The sequence below is a fragment of the Streptomyces sp. NBC_01431 genome (genome assembly GCF_036231355.1).
Classification (GTDB): Bacteria; Actinomycetota; Actinomycetes; order Streptomycetales; family Streptomycetaceae; genus Streptomyces.
The window spans coordinates 2,333,925-2,349,816 of record NZ_CP109496.1; the positions used below are offsets into that span (position 1 = coordinate 2,333,925).

The 15,892-nt window shown below is 72.6% G+C and carries 11 protein-coding genes; 5 read left to right on the plus strand and 6 right to left on the minus strand.

From position 1 onward, the window contains the following. Positions 1 to 244: 244 nt before the first annotated feature. The 5 genes from OG522_RS10640 to OG522_RS10660 are packed head-to-tail and all read left to right on the plus strand — an operon-like array spanning position 245 to position 6,049. On the plus strand, positions 245 to 2,092 hold the full coding sequence (locus OG522_RS10640) for an ABC transporter substrate-binding protein (RefSeq protein WP_329462714.1): 1,848 nt from the start codon (positions 245 to 247) through the stop codon (positions 2,090 to 2,092). 3 nt (positions 2,093 to 2,095) lie between these two features. Beyond that, a complete protein-coding gene (locus OG522_RS10645; RefSeq protein WP_329462715.1) occupies positions 2,096 to 3,160 on the plus strand; it encodes an ABC transporter permease in 1,065 nt (354 codons plus the stop codon). Further along, positions 3,157 to 4,065, plus strand: coding sequence for an ABC transporter permease (locus tag OG522_RS10650; RefSeq protein WP_329462716.1), 909 nt, complete (start codon positions 3,157 to 3,159; stop codon positions 4,063 to 4,065). The genes OG522_RS10645 and OG522_RS10650 overlap by 4 nt, the downstream gene beginning before the upstream one ends. Continuing rightward, positions 4,062 to 5,009: an ABC transporter ATP-binding protein gene (locus tag OG522_RS10655; protein ID WP_329462717.1), complete on the plus strand. Its 948-nt coding sequence runs from the start codon at positions 4,062 to 4,064 to the stop codon at positions 5,007 to 5,009. The genes OG522_RS10650 and OG522_RS10655 overlap by 4 nt, the downstream gene beginning before the upstream one ends. A 44-nt stretch (positions 5,010 to 5,053) precedes the next feature. Further along, positions 5,054 to 6,049: an ABC transporter ATP-binding protein gene (locus tag OG522_RS10660; RefSeq protein ID WP_329462718.1), complete on the plus strand. Its 996-nt coding sequence runs from the start codon at positions 5,054 to 5,056 to the stop codon at positions 6,047 to 6,049. A 44-nt stretch (positions 6,050 to 6,093) separates the two neighbouring features. On the opposite strand, the gene OG522_RS10665 is transcribed toward OG522_RS10660, so the two are convergent. The 6 genes from OG522_RS10665 to infB form a co-directional block, all read right to left on the minus strand. Continuing rightward, positions 6,094 to 7,053 carry a bifunctional riboflavin kinase/FAD synthetase gene (locus OG522_RS10665; RefSeq protein ID WP_329462719.1) on the minus strand — a complete coding sequence of 320 codons (960 nt, stop codon included), beginning with the start codon at positions 7,051 to 7,053 and terminating at the stop codon, positions 6,094 to 6,096. Positions 7,054 to 7,097: 44 nt separating this feature from the next. Then, entirely contained in the window at positions 7,098 to 10,670 is a 3,573-nt protein-coding gene (locus OG522_RS10670; RefSeq protein WP_329462720.1) for a serine protease, read from the minus strand. A 189-nt stretch (positions 10,671 to 10,859) separates the two neighbouring features. Next, complete coding sequence (gene truB, locus OG522_RS10675; RefSeq protein ID WP_329462721.1) at positions 10,860 to 11,765, minus strand: tRNA pseudouridine(55) synthase TruB; 906 nt, start codon at positions 11,763 to 11,765, stop codon at positions 10,860 to 10,862. Then, positions 11,762 to 12,205 carry a 30S ribosome-binding factor RbfA gene (gene rbfA / locus OG522_RS10680; RefSeq protein WP_329462722.1) on the minus strand — a complete coding sequence of 148 codons (444 nt, stop codon included), beginning with the start codon at positions 12,203 to 12,205 and terminating at the stop codon, positions 11,762 to 11,764. The genes truB and rbfA overlap by 4 nt, the downstream gene beginning before the upstream one ends. A gap of 33 nt (positions 12,206 to 12,238) precedes the next feature. Then, on the minus strand, positions 12,239 to 12,532 hold the full coding sequence (locus OG522_RS10685) for a DUF503 domain-containing protein (RefSeq protein WP_329462723.1): 294 nt from the start codon (positions 12,530 to 12,532) through the stop codon (positions 12,239 to 12,241). Between the two features lie 153 nt (positions 12,533 to 12,685). Next, positions 12,686 to 15,847: a translation initiation factor IF-2 gene (gene infB, locus OG522_RS10690; RefSeq protein ID WP_329462724.1), complete on the minus strand. Its 3,162-nt coding sequence runs from the start codon at positions 15,845 to 15,847 to the stop codon at positions 12,686 to 12,688. Positions 15,848 to 15,892: the final 45 nt, after the last annotated feature.

Here is a 15,892-nt window from a genome sequence, read left to right on the forward strand (position 1 = left end):
CGCACCGTGCGAACGGTGCGGGCCCTCGCGCGTTTCCGCAGACCACCTGCCCTGCGAGGCGCCGTTGACACGTCTAGACCACCGCTGGTAGACCTTCGCCCACACCGGCCGCCACGCCCTGTTCAACCGAGATCAACCCGACGATCAGCCGGCGATCACCGGCGACCGCCCGGCGATCGTCCGCCGCTCACCCTGCGATCAACCCTGCTTTTCCGTGCGAGTGATGACGCGAGGTCACCGTCCCATGGCAAGAACAGTTCCATCGCGCAAGACCCTGCACCGGCCGCGGCCCCGGCGCCTGCTCGCCGCGGGCGCCGCCGCGTTCGCGCTGACGGCCGGGGCCCTGCTCCCCGCCCAGGGCGCGGCGGCCGACGACGCGAAGGGCGGGGACAAGGTGCTCACCGTCGCCGTCTCGCAGAGCGTCGACTCGCTGAGCCCGTTCCTCGCCCAGCGGCTGATCAGCACCAGCGTGCACCGGCTGATGTACGAGTACCTGACGAACTACGACGCCAAGGACGGCCACCCCGTGCCGGGTCTTGCCACCGCCTGGAAGACCTCGTTGGACAAGCTGACCTGGACGTACACCATCCGTACCAATTCGAAGTGGTCGGACGGGCAGCAGGCCACGGCCGAGGACGCAGCGTGGACGTTCAACAAGATGATGACGGACAAGTCCGCGGCGACCGCCAACGGCAGTTTCGTCTCGAACTTCAAGAAGGTGACGGCCCCCGACGCCACCACCCTCGTGGTCGAACTCAAGAAGCCGCAGGCCACCATGACCGCACTGGACGTCCCGATCGTGCCCCGGCACGTGTGGGACAAGGTCACCGACTTCTCGAAGTTCAACAACGACCAGCGGTTCCCCGTGGTCGGCAACGGGCCGTACGTCCTGACCGACTACAAGGTCGACCAGTACATCAAGTTCAGGCCGAACAAGAGCTTCTGGCGGGGTGCGCCCAAGTTCGACGAGCTGGTCTTCAAGTACTACAAGGACAATGACGCGGCGGTCGCGGCGCTCCAGAAGGGCGAGGTGTCCTTCGTGTCCAACTTGAGCCCGGCGCAGGCGAGTTCACTCCGGTCAGCGCCGGACATCAAGGTCAACGACGCCCCCGGCCGGCGTTTCTTCGCGCTCGCCACCAACCCGGGCGCCCAGTCCAAGGATGGCCAGAAGTTCGGCAACGGCAATCCGGCGCTGCTCGACCCGAAGGTGCGTCGGGCACTGTTCGCCGCGGTCGACCGCAAGGCGATCGTCGACAAGGTGTACCAGGGGCACGCCGTCGAAGGTCAGGGCTACATCCCGCCCCGGTTCGCCGACTACTTCTGGAAGCCGGCCGCGGACCAGAAGAACGCGTACGACCCGGCGAAGGCCGCCTCGCTGCTCGATGACGCGGGCTACCGCACGGGCGCCGACGGCAAGCGGCTCGGCAAGGACGGCAAGCCGCTCGGCCTGAGGCTGCTCTGCCACGCCATCGACCCCAACGACAAGGCGGTGAGCAAATACCTCCAGGAGTGGTGGGGCAAGCTCGGCATCGGTCTGACGGTGGACTGCGTCGACAACGTCACCGACCCGTGGACCGCCGGTGAGTACGACCTGGCCCTCGACGGCTACTCGGTGAGCCCCGACCCGGACTACGTGCTGTCCATCCACACCTGCGCCGCGCTGCCCGCCACCCCCAAGGCGACCGGCCAGACCGACAACTTCGTCTGCGACAAGCAGTTCGACGACCTGTATGCGCGGCAGTTGGCCGAGTACGACACCGCCAAGCGGGCGGACCTGGTCAAGCAGATGGAGTCACGGCTGTACGACACCGGGTACATCAACGTCATGGCGTACCCCAACGCGGTCGAGGCGTACCGCACCGACCAGATCAAGTCGATCACGACGATGCCCGAGGCCGCGGGCAACATCTACGGCCAGGACGGCTACTGGAGCTGGTGGTCGGCGGTCCCCGCGGGCGGCTCCGCCAAGGCCTCGGGTGGCGGCTCCTCGGCGATCGTCGTCCTCGGCATCGTGGCGGGCGTGGTCGTGCTGGCCGGGCTCGGCGGATTCCTCGCCCTGCGCCGCCGGGCCGGCGCCGACGACCGTGAGTAGCCGATGACGACGGCGAGCTCGGCCGACACACCCGCGGTGGTCGCCGAGGCGCGCACCGAGGCGCGCCGGCGCCCGGCCGCCACGGGGTCGGCACTGGCGTATCTGCGCTACGTGAGCGGCAAGCTGGCCGGGGCGGTGGTCTCACTGTTCGCCGTCCTCGTCACCAGCTTCTTCCTGTTCCGGATCATCCCGGGCGACCCGGTGCGCACCATGACCCACGGCCGCCAGGTCTCCACCGAGCAACTCGCCCATCTGAGAAGCCAGTTCGGGCTCGACCTGCCGGTCTGGCGGCAGTTCACCGACTACTGCGGCAAGGCGCTCACCGGCGACCTGGGCACCTCGTACCAGTTCCACGCCTCAGTGGGCTCGCTCATCGCTCAGAAGCTGCCCGCGACGCTGCTCCTGACCGGGACGGCCGTCGTGCTCTACTCGACGCTCGGCATCTGGCTCGGCACCCGTTCGGCCTGGCGCCACGGCCGGCTGGGCGACCGGTTCCACACGGGTCTCGCGCTGACCCTGTGGTCGGTGCCCTCGTTCTGGCTGGGGCTGCTGCTCATCATCACGTTCTCGGTGGGCGCGGGCCCGATTCCGGGTCTGTTCCCGACCGGGGGCATGGAGTCGGGCGACACGACGGGCTTCGCCCATGTCCTGGACGTGGCGCACCACATGGTGCTTCCGGTCCTGACGCTGGTCGCGGTGCAGTACGCGCAGACCCTGCTCGTCATGCGTTCCTCGCTGCTCGACGAGATGGGCGGCGACTATCTGACCACGGCCCGCGCGAAGGGCCTGCGCGACGACGCCGTACGCCGTCATCACGCGGTGCCGAACGCGCTGCTGCCGACGGTCACCATGCTGTTCATCAACCTGGGCCATGTGGCGGCCGGTTCGATCCTGGTCGAGACGGTGTTCTCCTGGCCGGGGCTCGGCGGACTGTTCTACCAGGCGCTGAGCGTGCCCGATCTCCCACTGGTGCAGGGCCTGTTCGTGGTCTTCGCGGGCGCCATGATCCTGATGAACCTGCTGGCCGACCTGCTCTATCCGCTGCTCGATCCCAGGGTGGGCCGATGACGACGACCGCAGTTGCCGACAGGCCGGACTCCCTGGCCTGGGCGCGCCGCCGCGATTCGCTGGCGCGGTTCTGGCGCGCCTACCGTGGGCACCGGGCCGGCCTGTACGGTCTGGCCGGCCTCGCCCTGATCGCGCTGATCGCGCTCACCGCGCCGCTCACGGTCGGCCAGGACGTCCAGAGCGTGACCGGTGCGAGCGGCACCGCCCTGGAGGCGCCGAGCGGTCGGTTCCCGCTCGGCACCGACCAGTTCGGGCGCTCGCTGCTCGGGCTGCTGATCTGGGGCGCCCGGGTCTCGCTCGCGGTGGGGCTGCTCGCGGCGGCGCTGAGCGTGGCGATCGGCACGCTGGTCGGAATCGTCGCCGGCCACTACGGCGGCTGGTTCTCGACGGTGCTCATGCGCATCACCGACTGGTTCCTGGTGATGCCGACGCTGGTGCTCGCCATCGTGCTCGCGACCGTGATGTCGCACAGCCTCTGGACGGTGATCCTGGCGGTCGGCGTGACGTCCTGGCCGACGACGGCCCGCCTCGTGCGGGCGCAGACCATCGCGGTCGAGTCGCGCCCCTACATCGAACGCGCCCGCGCGCTGGGCGGCGGCCACGGCCACATCATGTCCCGGCACGTCCTGCCGAACGTCATGCCGCTGGTCCTCGCGCAGACCACACTCGGTATCTCCAACGCCATCCTCACCGAGGCCACCCTCGCCTTCCTCGGCCTGGGCGATCCGACGGTGGTGTCGTGGGGCGGCATGCTCCAGGACGCCCGGGAGGCGGGGGCGGTCTCATCCGGCCACTGGTGGTACCTGGCGCCGCCGGGCATCGCGATCGCCCTGGTCGCCCTCTCCTTCACGCTCTGCGGCCGGGCCGTCGAGGCCGTACTGAACCCGAAGCTGGGGGCCCGGTGAACCTGCTGGAGATCAAGGACCTGTACGTCACGTACGGGACGGGCGCCGCCGCCGTGCGCGGGGTGGACCTGACGATCGCGCCCGGCCGGAAGCTGGGCGTCGCGGGCGAGTCGGGCTGTGGGAAGTCGACCCTGGCGATGGCGCTGCTGCGGCTGCTGCCGGCCTCGGCGAAGCTGACCGGTTCGGTGCTGCTTGACGGCGAGGACGTCCTCACCATGAAGTGGGGGCGGCTGCGGGCGGTCCGCTGGGCAGGCGCGTCGATCGTCTTCCAGGGGGCGATGCACTCGCTCAACGCGGTGCACCGCATCGGCGACCAGATCGCCGAGCCGATCCTGCTGCACGGCCTCGCCACCCCGGCCGCGGCCCGCACCCGCGTCGGCGAACTCCTCGAACAGGTCGGCCTGCCCGGGGCGCGCGCGGACTCCTACCCGCACGAACTGTCCGGCGGCCAGCGTCAGCGCGTGATGATCGCGATGGCCCTGGCGTGCGCCCCCCGGCTCATCGTGGCGGACGAGCCGACCACCGCCCTTGACGTGATGATCCAGGCCCAGATCCTGCGCCTGATCGAGCAGTTGGTGGCCGAGCAGGACATCGGCCTGCTGATGATCAGCCACGATCTGGCAGTCCTCGCCGACACCTGCGACCGGCTCGCCGTGATGTACGCGGGCCGCATCGTGGAGGAGGGCCCGGCCCGCGAGGTGTACGAGGCGGCCCGCCATCCGTACGGGCGGGCGCTGTCCGCCGCCTTCCCCCGCATCGGCGACGCGGCGTCGCGGCGCGCCCCCCGCGGCCTGCCCGGCGACCCGCCGGACCCGTCCGCGCTGCCGCCGGGCTGCACCTTCCACCCCCGCTGTCCGGTCGCCCTCGCCGCATGCGCCTCCGAGGACCAAGCGCTGCGCGCGGCCGGTCCGGGGCGCAGCGCGGCCTGCGTCCTGGTGGGCTGACCCTTCCGATCCCGGGGCCCCGCCCCCGACCCAGGAGCAACCCCATGACCACGACGACCCCCGCTCCCCTCCTCAGCGCCACCGGCTTGCGGGTCACCTTCCCCGGCCGGCGCGGGGCGCCGCCGGCCCGTGCGGTCGACGGCGTCGAACTCACCGTCGGCGCGGGCGAGATCGTCGCGCTGGTCGGCGAATCGGGCTGCGGCAAGACGACGCTGGCCCGCGCCCTGCTCGGTCTGGTCACCCCGACCGGGGGCGGCGTGGCCTTCGACGGCAGCCCGCTCGACCATCATCCGCGCGCGCTCAAGGCGTACCGCAGGCGGGCCCAGCTGGTCCTGCAGGACCCGAGCGGCTCGCTCAACCCCCGGCACACGGTGTACGACGCGGTCGCCGAGGGCCTGCGCATCCACGGCTCGGGCGACGACGAGCGGGAGCGGGTGGCCCAGGCGCTGTCCCGGGCCGGTCTGCGCCCGCCGGAGCGGTTCTTCCTGCGCTATCCACACGAGCTGTCGGGCGGCCAGCGCCAGCGCGTGGTCATCGCGGGCACCCTCGTCCTGAACCCCGAACTGATCGTCGCCGACGAGCCGGTGGCGTCCCTTGACGCCTCGGTACGCGGGGAGATCCTGGCGCTGCTGCTGCGCCTGCGGGACGAACTGGGCCTGTCCGCCCTCGTCGTGACCCACGACCTGGGGCTCGCCTGGAACATCGCGGACCGGGTGGCGGTGATGTACCTGGGCCGCATCGTGGAGACGGGCCCCGTCGAGGACATCCTGACGAACCCTCAACATCCTTACACCCAGGCCCTGTTGTCCGTTCTGCCGGAGTCCGTGGGCGAGCCGGTGGTCCTGACGGGCGAGCCCCCGGACCCGTCCCGCATCCCTTCCGGCTGCCGCTTCCACGCCCGCTGCCAGGTACTGGCCTGTGGTGCGGCGGACCGGGCGGGGGTGGCCGACCGCTGCCGTACCGAGGACCTCCCGGTCCTGGCGGGCGGCCCGGCCGCCCAGGTGGCCTGCCACTGGGCGGCGGCGGTCAGCGACGCGTGAGGGCCGGGCGGGCCCGGCCGCTGTGCGGATTAATGGGGGCGCCCCTAGTCCCGCTGGGCCTCGTACGCCTCGATCAGCTCGGTGGACCGCTTCACGTCGTTGCCGATCGCTTCGAGGAGGTCCTCGATCGAGTCGAACTTGGCCATACCGCGCACATAGGCGAGGAAGTCCACGGCGACGTGCAGGCCGTACAGGTCGAGCCCCACGCGGTCGATGGCGTACGCCTCGACGGTGCGCTCGGTGCCGTCGAACTGCGGGTTGGTGCCGACCGAGATCGCCGCGGGCATCCGCTCGTCGTCCGCCGTGAGCCAGCCCGCGTACACGCCGTCCGCGGGGATCGCGGTGTGCGGCAGGGTCTCGACGTTGGCGGTCGGGTAGCCGAGCTCGCGGCCGCGCTGCGCGCCGCGGACGACGACGCCCTCGACGCGGTGCGGGCGGCCGAGGATCTCGGCGGCCCCCTCGATGTCGCCGGTCGCGATCAGCCTGCGGGTCAGCGTGGAGGAGAACGGCTCGCCGCCACCCGCCTCGCCGCGCACCCGCAGGTCGATGACCTCGACCTCGTAGTCGTAGGTCCGGCCGAGTTCGGCGAGGACCTCGACGTTGCCCGCGGCGCGGTGGCCGAAGCGGAAGTTGGGGCCTTCGACGACGAGCTTGGCGTGCAGCTTGTCGACGAGCACCTTCACCACGAAGTCGGCGGCCGACAGCTTCGAGAACTCGCTGGTGAAGGGGAGGATGAGAATCGCGTCGACGCCGAGCTCCGCCATCAGCTCCGCGCGCCGGTGGTGCGGGGCGAGCAGCGGCGGGTGGCTGCCGGGGCGGACGACCTCGCTGGGGTGCGGGTCGAAGGTGACGACGACGCACGGCACACCGAGTTCGCGGGCGCGCTCCACGGCCCGGCCGATGATCAGCTGGTGTCCGCGGTGCACCCCGTCGTAGGAGCCGATGGTGACGACGCTGCGTCCCCAGTCCTGGGGGATGTCCTCCAAGCCACGCCAGCGCTGCACTGTGACCGCTCCTCGAACCCGTGTACGTCGTTGACCCTTACGCGTCATGCAGGTCTAAGACTGCCATGCCCGGCGCCCCGGGATGGCATCGGTATGGGACTGCCCAGCCTCTCCACCACCCGCCGGGCACTCGGCCCGACCACCGCCGACCACTCCTGCGGCGCCTGGAGCAGCCATCCGGCGACCTGCGCCGCGAAGCCCGGAACCTGCTGGCAGAGCTCGATGAGCCGCCGGTCGAAGGCGGCCGCGCCCTCGGGCGTACGGACCAGCAGGAGCGCGGTGCGGTGCACGAGGTCGCGGGTGCGCGCCTCGGGTCGCCGCCCCGATCCCTCGGCCGCGGCCGTCAGCAACGCGTCCAGCACGACCGGATCGCGCGATTCGTAGCGCTCGCCTTCCAGGAGTACGTCCAGGAGCTCGGCGCGCAGGGAACGAGAGGCGCTGGTGCCGGGTGCCGCGAGGACCGGGGCCAGGGCGCGGCGGACCGGGTGGGCCCGGCCCCGCAGCAGGCTGGTGACCATCGGGAAGAGGACCGCGCGGGCCACCGGACCGTACTCCAGGCGCCGCTCCACGAAAGCGGCCGCGTGCGGCGCGTCGCCGGGGCGGCGTTCCACATGGTCCTGGACGAGGGCCGCGGCCCGGCGGGCCAGTGCCGGGGTGTTGATCGCCGCGAGCGCGTCGATGGCCTCGGCCGCCGCGGCGCCGGACCCCTCAAGGCCGGCCCGGAAGGCGGCGAGGACGGGTTCGGGGTGGGTGGCCAGGGCGGTGACGAGCGCGGAGGCGGGGAGCATCGTGTCTCCGGCCGCGTAGCGCGCGAGGGCCCGGTCCAGATGCGGGCCCCGGGTGAGCGGGTCGCGGACGAGCAGGGCGAGCGCCGCCCCGTGCAGGGGCGCGTCCCCGGGGCGGGCGAGCAGCGCGAGGGCGGCGTAGCGCAGCAGGTCGCGGTCGGCGGGGGTGGCGGCATGGGGGGCTACCCGCACCGCGTAGGTAGCGGCGGCGGCCCGCCGCTCGGGCCGGTCGTCGTGGGCCCAGCGGTCCACGGCCCGGCAGAGCGCGGACGGCTCGTCCTCGGCGAGGGTGGTGAGGAGTTCGTCGGCACCCACGTGGTCGGTGGCGACGAGGGCCTCGGTCAGATCGTCGACGGCCAGCCTCCGCCGCGCGTACAGCAGGGCCTGCGCGGCCCGTGCGACGGTGGGCCGCACATCGCATCCCGGCGGCACGGGCAGCGGCCGCTCGTCGGTGAACCAGCGGCACAGCAGCGGCTGTACGCCGGTGGGATCCACGGCGAGCCGCCGGTCCACGGCGTCCAGGTACCGCGGCCGGCCGGGCGCCGAGCCGGGCACCCCGTCGGCGGGCACCAGGAGGCGGAGCAGTTCCAGTCTGCGGTCATCGCCGAGCCGCAGGCGCAGCCAGAACCAGGGCCCGAACTCCGCGAGCGCGCCCAGGTGCTGCGGCCCGCCGTCCCGTACGGAGCGCTCGCTGATCCGGTCCGCGAGCAACCGGAGCACCTCCAGGTAGGGGCGTACGTCAGGGACCCGCAGCAGGGTCTCGGCGAGCAGCCTGACCGCCCACCAGCGGGCGTCCGCGAGCCGGGCCGGGTCGCCGCCCGGCCAGGGTTCCCGGTCCAGGACCTCCACCAACTCCTTGAGTTTCAGGGCGAGTTGCGTGGAGCCGTGGTGGCTGCCGAGCAGCAGCATCGCCTGGAGCACGGGTCCGATGCGGTGTCGCGGCACCGGCAGGGAGCGCACGGCGGCGGGCCCGGAACCCGGCGCCGACGGCACCTGGCCGCCGGGCCCGGCGCCGACGTCGAGCCGCGCGGGGAGCCGCACCACGTTCCGCGGATCGCTCTCCTCGTACCAGCGGTGCACGAGCGCGTACAGCGCCTCATCGAGATCGAGGTGGGCGGCCTGCACCCAGTCGGCGAGTTCCTCGTGCGCGAAGCGGTAGCCGGAGCCGGCCGGTACGAGCAGCCCTTCGGTCAGCACCGCGGACGCGCATCCCGTGCGCCACGGGAAGATCTCCTCGAATGACTCCCGGTCCAGCTCGCCCTGGCCGGGGCCAAGACAGCGCCGCGCCGCCTCGTGCACCTGCCCGGCGACGTGGGCGGCGAGCCGGCGCACCGCGCCGCCGCGCACCGGCGGGCGGGCACCCGCGGCGATGCGGACCGCGATGCGCAGGCACATCAGGTCCAGATGGGCCGAGAAGACCTCCTCGCGGTCCGGCTTGCCCTCGATCTCGCCGGGCAGTGCCGCCCGCACCTCGGCGAGCAGCCGGAGTGTGAGGGGGTGGAGGGCGTCGCGCTCGGCGAGCGCGCCGTCGGGGATGGCGTAGCGTTCGCGGGCCCGCGCGGCCTCCTTGCGGCCGAGGTCGCCGACGCGCACGCCGTCCGGCAGCCGCGGCAGCCGGGCCGGGTGCAGGACGCCCTGCGGGTAGTGGGCGCCGGCCTGCTCCCAGTGCTCGGGCCGGCAGGCGACGACCATGCGCACCCCGGCCGCCCGGAGCCACCCGGCCGTGCCCGCGCTCCATTCGGCGAGCCGGTGGGCGAGGGCGGGCGGCATCTCCTCGGGTCCGTCGAGCAGCACGACCAGCGGCCGCCCGGCCTCGCGGGCGAGCCGTGCCACCCGGTCGGGGACGGCCGGATCCGGGTCGCCGGGCACCAGCGCGGCGGCGGCGATCCGCCCGGCCTGCCGCAGCGCGCGGGCCACGGCGTCGGCCACCGAGGTGTCGCCGGCGTGCAGGTCGGCGCCGCGCAGCCAGAGGGTGGGCGCGGGCTCGGCGCCGCTCGCCCGGCGCCGGGCGAACGCGGCGAGTTCGGTGGTGCGCCCGGTCCCGGGGTCCCCGACGAGCCCGAGCACCAGCGCCTCACCGGCGCAGAAGGCCGCCAACTCCTTGACCGTGGAACGCCGTTCCACCGGGTCCTGCCACCCGCCGGGCCCGCCGGCCGACCCCACGCAGGTGGCGGTGAGCTGGAGTGCGCCGGCCAGGTTCAGGTCACGGCCGTAGGCGGGCACGGTGGCGGCGTTGCGCCGCAGCAGATCGGCGAGCGGCCCCTGTTCGGCGCGCAGCGGCACCGCGAAACCGGACGCCCGGTGCGCGGCGTGCAGCGCGGTCCCGACCACGCCGAGGACCGCCCCGGTCACGGCGTCGAGAACCGGTCCCCCGCTGGCCTCGCCGCCCAGTCGCATGGCCTCGCTGCCGTCGGTGCCGATCGCCAACTCCAGTACGCCGCCCAGGAGATGGAAGCGGTCGGTGGCGGTGTAGGTGACGTCGGACGTGCCGAGCACCCGCGCCTCGCGCCACCCCCGCGCGGCGACCCGCACATAGGTTCCCGCGGCGATGTCCGCGCGGGCCGCGACGGGCAGCGGCCGCACCCCGAGCCCGTCGGTGCGGACCAGGGCGAGGCCCGCTTCGGGCAGCAGGGTGAGGTCGTCGGCCTCGGCGAGCCAGGTGCGCTCGCGCGGGGCGTGCAGCACCACTCGGGTCAGCCCGTCGACGGCTTCGTGACTGGTGACGACGGTCCCCCGGTCGTCGGCGACGAACCCGGTGCCCCGGGTCCGGCCTGCCAGATCACAGATCCGTACGAGGGTGTCCCGGTCCTCGCCCCCAGCCCCGCTTTCCATGGTCGAAACGGTAGTTCTGGGGTGATCCGCCCGAGAAGAACACCGGACGAAAGCGCCCCCTCGCGCTCCCGTGGTTCACTCCGAGCGCCTGCTCGAAGGGGTGAATCCCCCGGACCGGGCGGATAGACGCCTTGCGAGGGGGATCGTGGAGCGGGCCACCGGCCCGCTCCACGGTGGAGTCGGCACGGCTCAGCCGAAGACGGCGAGACTCTTGGCCTTGCCCTTCTGGTTCTCGACCAGGGCGAGGAAGGTGCCCTCGGGTCCGAACACACCGACCGCCTTCCCGGCCTCGTACTCGTCGGGCATGTCCAGGCGTACGCCGTTGAGGAGCAGCCCCCCGCGGCGCGCGTCGACGTCCCAGCGGGCGAACGCCGCGGCGGCGGCCTCGGCGACCGGCATCACGGTGAGCGACTCCTGGAGCTGGTCCAGGGTGCGGGCCGCGTCGATGCCGTACGGACCGACCCGGGTGCGGCGCAGCGCGGTGAGGTGGCCGCCGACGCCGAGCCCCGCCCCGAGGTCACGGGCGAGCGCGCGGATGTAGGTGCCGGAGGAGCACACCACGGAGACGACCAGGTCGACGACGGCCGTGCCGTCCTCGGCGACCGCCTCGCGGACGTCGTACACGCGGAAGGAGGAGACGGTCACCGGGCGGGCCGGGATCTCGAACTCCTCGCCGCCGCGCACCCGCGCGTAGGAGCGCTTGCCGTCGATCTTGATCGCGGAGACCTTGGACGGCACCTGCATGATGTCGCCGGTCAGCGCGGCGACCCCCGCGTCGATCCCCTCGCGGGTCACCTTGGAGGCGTCGGTGGACGAGATGATCTCGCCCTCGGCGTCGTCCGTGATGGTGTCCTGGCCGAGCCGGATCGTACCGAGGTACTCCTTCTCGGTCAGGGCGAGGTGCCCGAGCAGTTTGGTGGCCCGCTCCACTCCCAGGACGAGCACACCGGTCGCCATCGGGTCGAGGGTGCCCGCGTGGCCCACGCGGCGGGTCCTGGCGATGCCGCGCATCTTGGCCACGACGTCGTGCGAAGTGAAGCCCGACGGCTTGTCGACAATGACCAGGCCGTCGGGCGTCTTTGCTGCGGTGCTCATTCGGTGGCGTCGTCCTCGTCGCCGGGCTTCTTGTACGGGTCGGCGTCACCGGCGAACTTGGCGCCCGAGGACACCTCGCGCACCGCCGCGTCCGAGGCCCGCGCCTTGTCGAGGAGGTCCTCGATGGTCTTGGCGTTCTCGGGGAGCGCGTCCGCGATGAACGTCAGGGTCGGCGTGAACTTGGTACCCGCCGCGGAGCCGACCGCGGAGCGCAGGATGCCCTTGGCGCTCTCCAGGCCGGCCGCGGCCGCCGCCCGCTCCTCGTCGTCCCCGTACACCGTGTAGAAGACCGTGGCCTCCCGCAGGTCACCGGTGACCCGGGTGTCCGTGATGGTGACGTGCGTTCCCAGGCGCGGGTCCTTGACGCCACGCAGCAGCTTCTCGGCCACCACCTCCCGGATGAGGTCCGCCAGCTTCTTCGCCCGCGCGTTGTCGGCCACTGGTCCTTCTCCTTCTCAAGCCTTGCTCGGTGTTCAGTCTTCGTCGCTGTGGAGCCTGCGTCTCACCGAGAGCAGCTCCACCTCGGGCCGGGCGGCCACAAGCCGCTCGCACCGGTCGAGTACGTCTGTGAGGTGCCCCGTGTCCCCGGAGACCACCGCCAGGCCGATCTCGGCCCTGCGGTGCAGGTCCTGGTCGCCGACTTCCGCCACGCTCACCGCGTACTTGCGCTGGAGTTCGGCGACTATCGGCCGGACGACGGAGCGTTTCTCCTTCAACGACCGTACGTCGCCGAGGAGCAGATCGAAGGACAGCGTCCCCACATACATGAATGTCCGGATGTCCCGCCGGTCCGGGTTAGAGGACCCCGCCAAAAGCTTGGCAGGGACATCAGAACCGTACCGGAACGGCCGGGGCCGATCGACGGAAATATCTTCCCGCCGATCGGCCCCGACTGCTGAGGTACGGGTCAGCCTCGCGGACTAGCCGCGCGGCTTCTCGCGCATCTCGTACGTCGCGATGACGTCGTCGATCTTGATGTCGTTGAAGTTTCCGAGGTTGATACCACCCTCGAAGCCCTCGCGGATCTCGGTGACGTCGTCCTTGAAGCGCCGCAGACCGGAGATGTTGAGGTTCTCCGCGATGACCTTGCCATCGCGCAGCAGGCGCGCCTTGGTGTTGCGCTTGACCTCGCCGGAGCGGACCAGCACACCGGCGATGTTGCCCAGCTTGGACGAGCGGAAGATCTCGCGGATCTCCGCCGTGCCGAGCTCGACCTCTTCGTACTCCGGCTTGAGCATGCCCTTGAGGGCCGCTTCGATCTCTTCGATCGCCTGGTAGATGACCGAGTAGTACCGGACATCGACGCCTTCGCGGTCCGCCATCTGTGCCGCGCGGCCCGCAGCGCGGACGTTGAAGCCGATGACGATCGCGTCGGAGCCGGTCGCCAGGTTGATGTCGGACTCGGTGACCGCACCCACACCGCGGTGCAGGACACGGATGTCGACCTCGTCGCCGACGTCGAGCTGGAGCAGCGAGGCCTCCAGGGCCTCCACCGAACCGGACGCGTCGCCCTTGATGATGAGGTTGAGTTCCTGCACCAGACCGGCCTTGAGGGCCTCGTCCAGGTTCTCCAGGGAGAACCGCACACCCTTGCGGGCGAAGCGGACGTTGCGCTCACGGGCGGCACGCTTCTCGGCGATCTGACGGGCCGTACGGTCCTCGTCGACGACCAGGAAGTTGTCGCCGGCGCCCGGGACGTTGGTGAGACCGAGGACGAGGACCGGGGTCGAGGGACCCGCCTCTTCCACGTTCTCGCCCTTGTCGTCGAGCATCGCGCGGACTCGGCCGTACGCGTCGCCGACCACCATGGTGTCACCGACCCGCAGCGTGCCTCGCTGGACCAGGACGGTCGCAACGGCGCCGCGGCCGCGGTCGAGGTGGGACTCGATCGCGATGCCCTGCGCGTCCTGCTCCGGGTTGGCCCGCAGGTCGAGCGAGGCGTCGGCGGTGAGGACGACGGCCTCAAGGAGGGACTCGATGTTGAGGCCCTGCTTGGCGGAGATGTCGACGAACATCGTGTCGCCGCCGTACTCCTCGGCCACCAGACCGAACTCGGTGAGCTGACCGCGCACCTTGGTCGGGTCCGCGCCCTCGACGTCGATCTTGTTGACCGCGACCACGATCGGCACGTCGGCCGCCTTGGCGTGGTTCAGCGCCTCGATCGTCTGGGGCATCACACCGTCGTTCGCCGCCACCACGAGGATCGCGATGTCGGTGGACTTGGCACCACGGGCACGCATGGCGGTGAACGCCTCGTGACCCGGGGTGTCGATGAAGGTGATCCTGCGGTCCTCACCGTTGACCTCGGTGGCGACCTGGTACGCACCGATGTGCTGCGTGATGCCGCCGGCCTCGCCCGCGATGACGTTCGTCTTGCGGATCGCGTCCAGAAGGCGGGTCTTACCGTGGTCGACGTGACCCATGACGGTCACGACCGGCGGACGCGCGACGAGGGACTCCTCGCCGCCCTCGTCCTCGCCGAACTCGATGTCGAAGGACTCGAGCAGCTCGCGGTCCTCCTCCTCGGGGCTGACGATCTCGAGGATGAAGTTCATCTCGTCCGCGAGGAGCTTCAGCGTCTCGTCGGAGACGGACTGCGTGGCGGTGACCATCTCGCCGAGGTTCATCATCACGCCGACGAGCGACGCCGGGTTGGCGCCGATCTTCTCGGCGAAATCGGTCAGCGAGGCACCGCGCGACAGACGGACGGACTGTCCGTTGCCGCGGGGCAGCATGACGCCGCCCACCGACGGGGCCTGCATGGCCTCGTACTCCTGGCGCCTCTGACGCTTCGACTTGCGACCACGACGGGCGGGCCCGCCGGGACGGCCGAAGGCACCCTGCGTGCCACCGCGGCCACCCGGGCCACCGGGACGGCCCTGGAATCCGGGACGACCGCCGAAGCCGCCGCCACCACCGGGAGCGCCGCCACCCGGACGGGGGCCGCCGAAGCCGCCGCCGCCACCGGGACGACCGCCGCCACCGGGACCGGCCGGACGGCCCGCGAAGCCGCCGCCGCCACCGGGACGACCGGCACCGCCGCCGCCACCCGGACGGCCACCGGGGCCGCCGGGGCCACGGCCACCGGGGCCGCCGCCGGGACGCGGGCTCGCAGCGGGACGCTGCGGCATCATGCCGGGGTTGGGACGGTTACCGCCGGGAGCACCGCCAGTCCCTCCGGGACCGGGACGTGCGCCGCCCTGCGGACGGGGCATGCCGCCCGGACTCGGACGGGCGCCGCCCTGACCCTGCGGACGCGGAGCGCCACCGGGGCCACCCTGCGGACGCGGGGCGCCACCGGGGGCACCGGCACCGCCGGGACGGGGCGCGCCGCCGCCGGGACGGGGCGCCTGCGGGCGCGCCATTCCGGTGGAGCCACCCGAGGTGAAGGGGTTGTTGCCGGGGCGCGGACCGGCCGGACGGGCACCGCCCGGACGGGGTGCGCCCTGACCCGCGGGGCGGGCCGGACGGTCGCCACGCTGGCCACCGTCGCGCTGGCCACCCTCACGCTGACCGCCGGCCGGAGCCGGACGGGACGCTGCGGGGCGGGGGCCCGGAGTGGCACCGGCGGGACGCGGGGCCTGGGGCGCCGCGGGCTGGGCCGGGGCCGGAGCCGAGAACTCGGCCACGGGCACCGGGGTGACCGGGGCCGGCTTGGCCGGGGCGGGCTTCGGACCCGGGCGGGGGCCCGAGGCGGCCGGAGCCGGAGTGGAGGGGGTGCTGCTCGCCGGGGCCGGAGTGACCGGGGCGGCGGGCGCGGCGGGGGCCGGCTTGGGGGCCGGGGCGCCGGGCTTGGGGGCAGCGGGACGTGCCGCGGCGGGCGCCGCGGGCATGGGGGCACCTCCCGCGGCTTTACCCGCGGGGGAGGGCGCGGCCTTGCGGGGCGCGCCGGGCTTCGCAGCGGACTTGCCGGCGTTGCCGCCGGGACCCTGCAGTGCGTCTGTCAACTTGCGTACAACCGGCGCCTCGATCGTCGAGGACGCCGAACGGACGAATTCACCGAGTTCTTGGAGCTTGGCCATGACGACCTTGCTCTCCACCCCGAACTCCTTGGCGAGTTCGTATACCCGGACCTTAGCCACTTCGCTCCTTTTAGGTCCGGGTTACCGCCGGACCGTCGCTACTTC

Coding starts and splice junctions, on each gene's coding strand:
- OG522_RS10640 (WP_329462714.1), top strand. CDS start 245: ATGGCAAGAACAGTTCCATCGCGCAAGACCCTGCACCGGCCGCGGCCC.
- OG522_RS10645 (WP_329462715.1), top strand. CDS start 2,096: ATGACGACGGCGAGCTCGGCCGACACACCCGCGGTGGTCGCCGAGGCG.
- OG522_RS10650 (WP_329462716.1), top strand. CDS start 3,157: ATGACGACGACCGCAGTTGCCGACAGGCCGGACTCCCTGGCCTGGGCG.
- OG522_RS10660 (WP_329462718.1), top strand. CDS start 5,054: ATGACCACGACGACCCCCGCTCCCCTCCTCAGCGCCACCGGCTTGCGG.
- OG522_RS10670 (WP_329462720.1), bottom strand. CDS start 10,670: ATGGAAAGCGGGGCTGGGGGCGAGGACCGGGACACCCTCGTACGGATC.
- truB (WP_329462721.1), bottom strand. CDS start 11,765: ATGAGCACCGCAGCAAAGACGCCCGACGGCCTGGTCATTGTCGACAAG.
- OG522_RS10685 (WP_329462723.1), bottom strand. CDS start 12,532: ATGTATGTGGGGACGCTGTCCTTCGATCTGCTCCTCGGCGACGTACGG.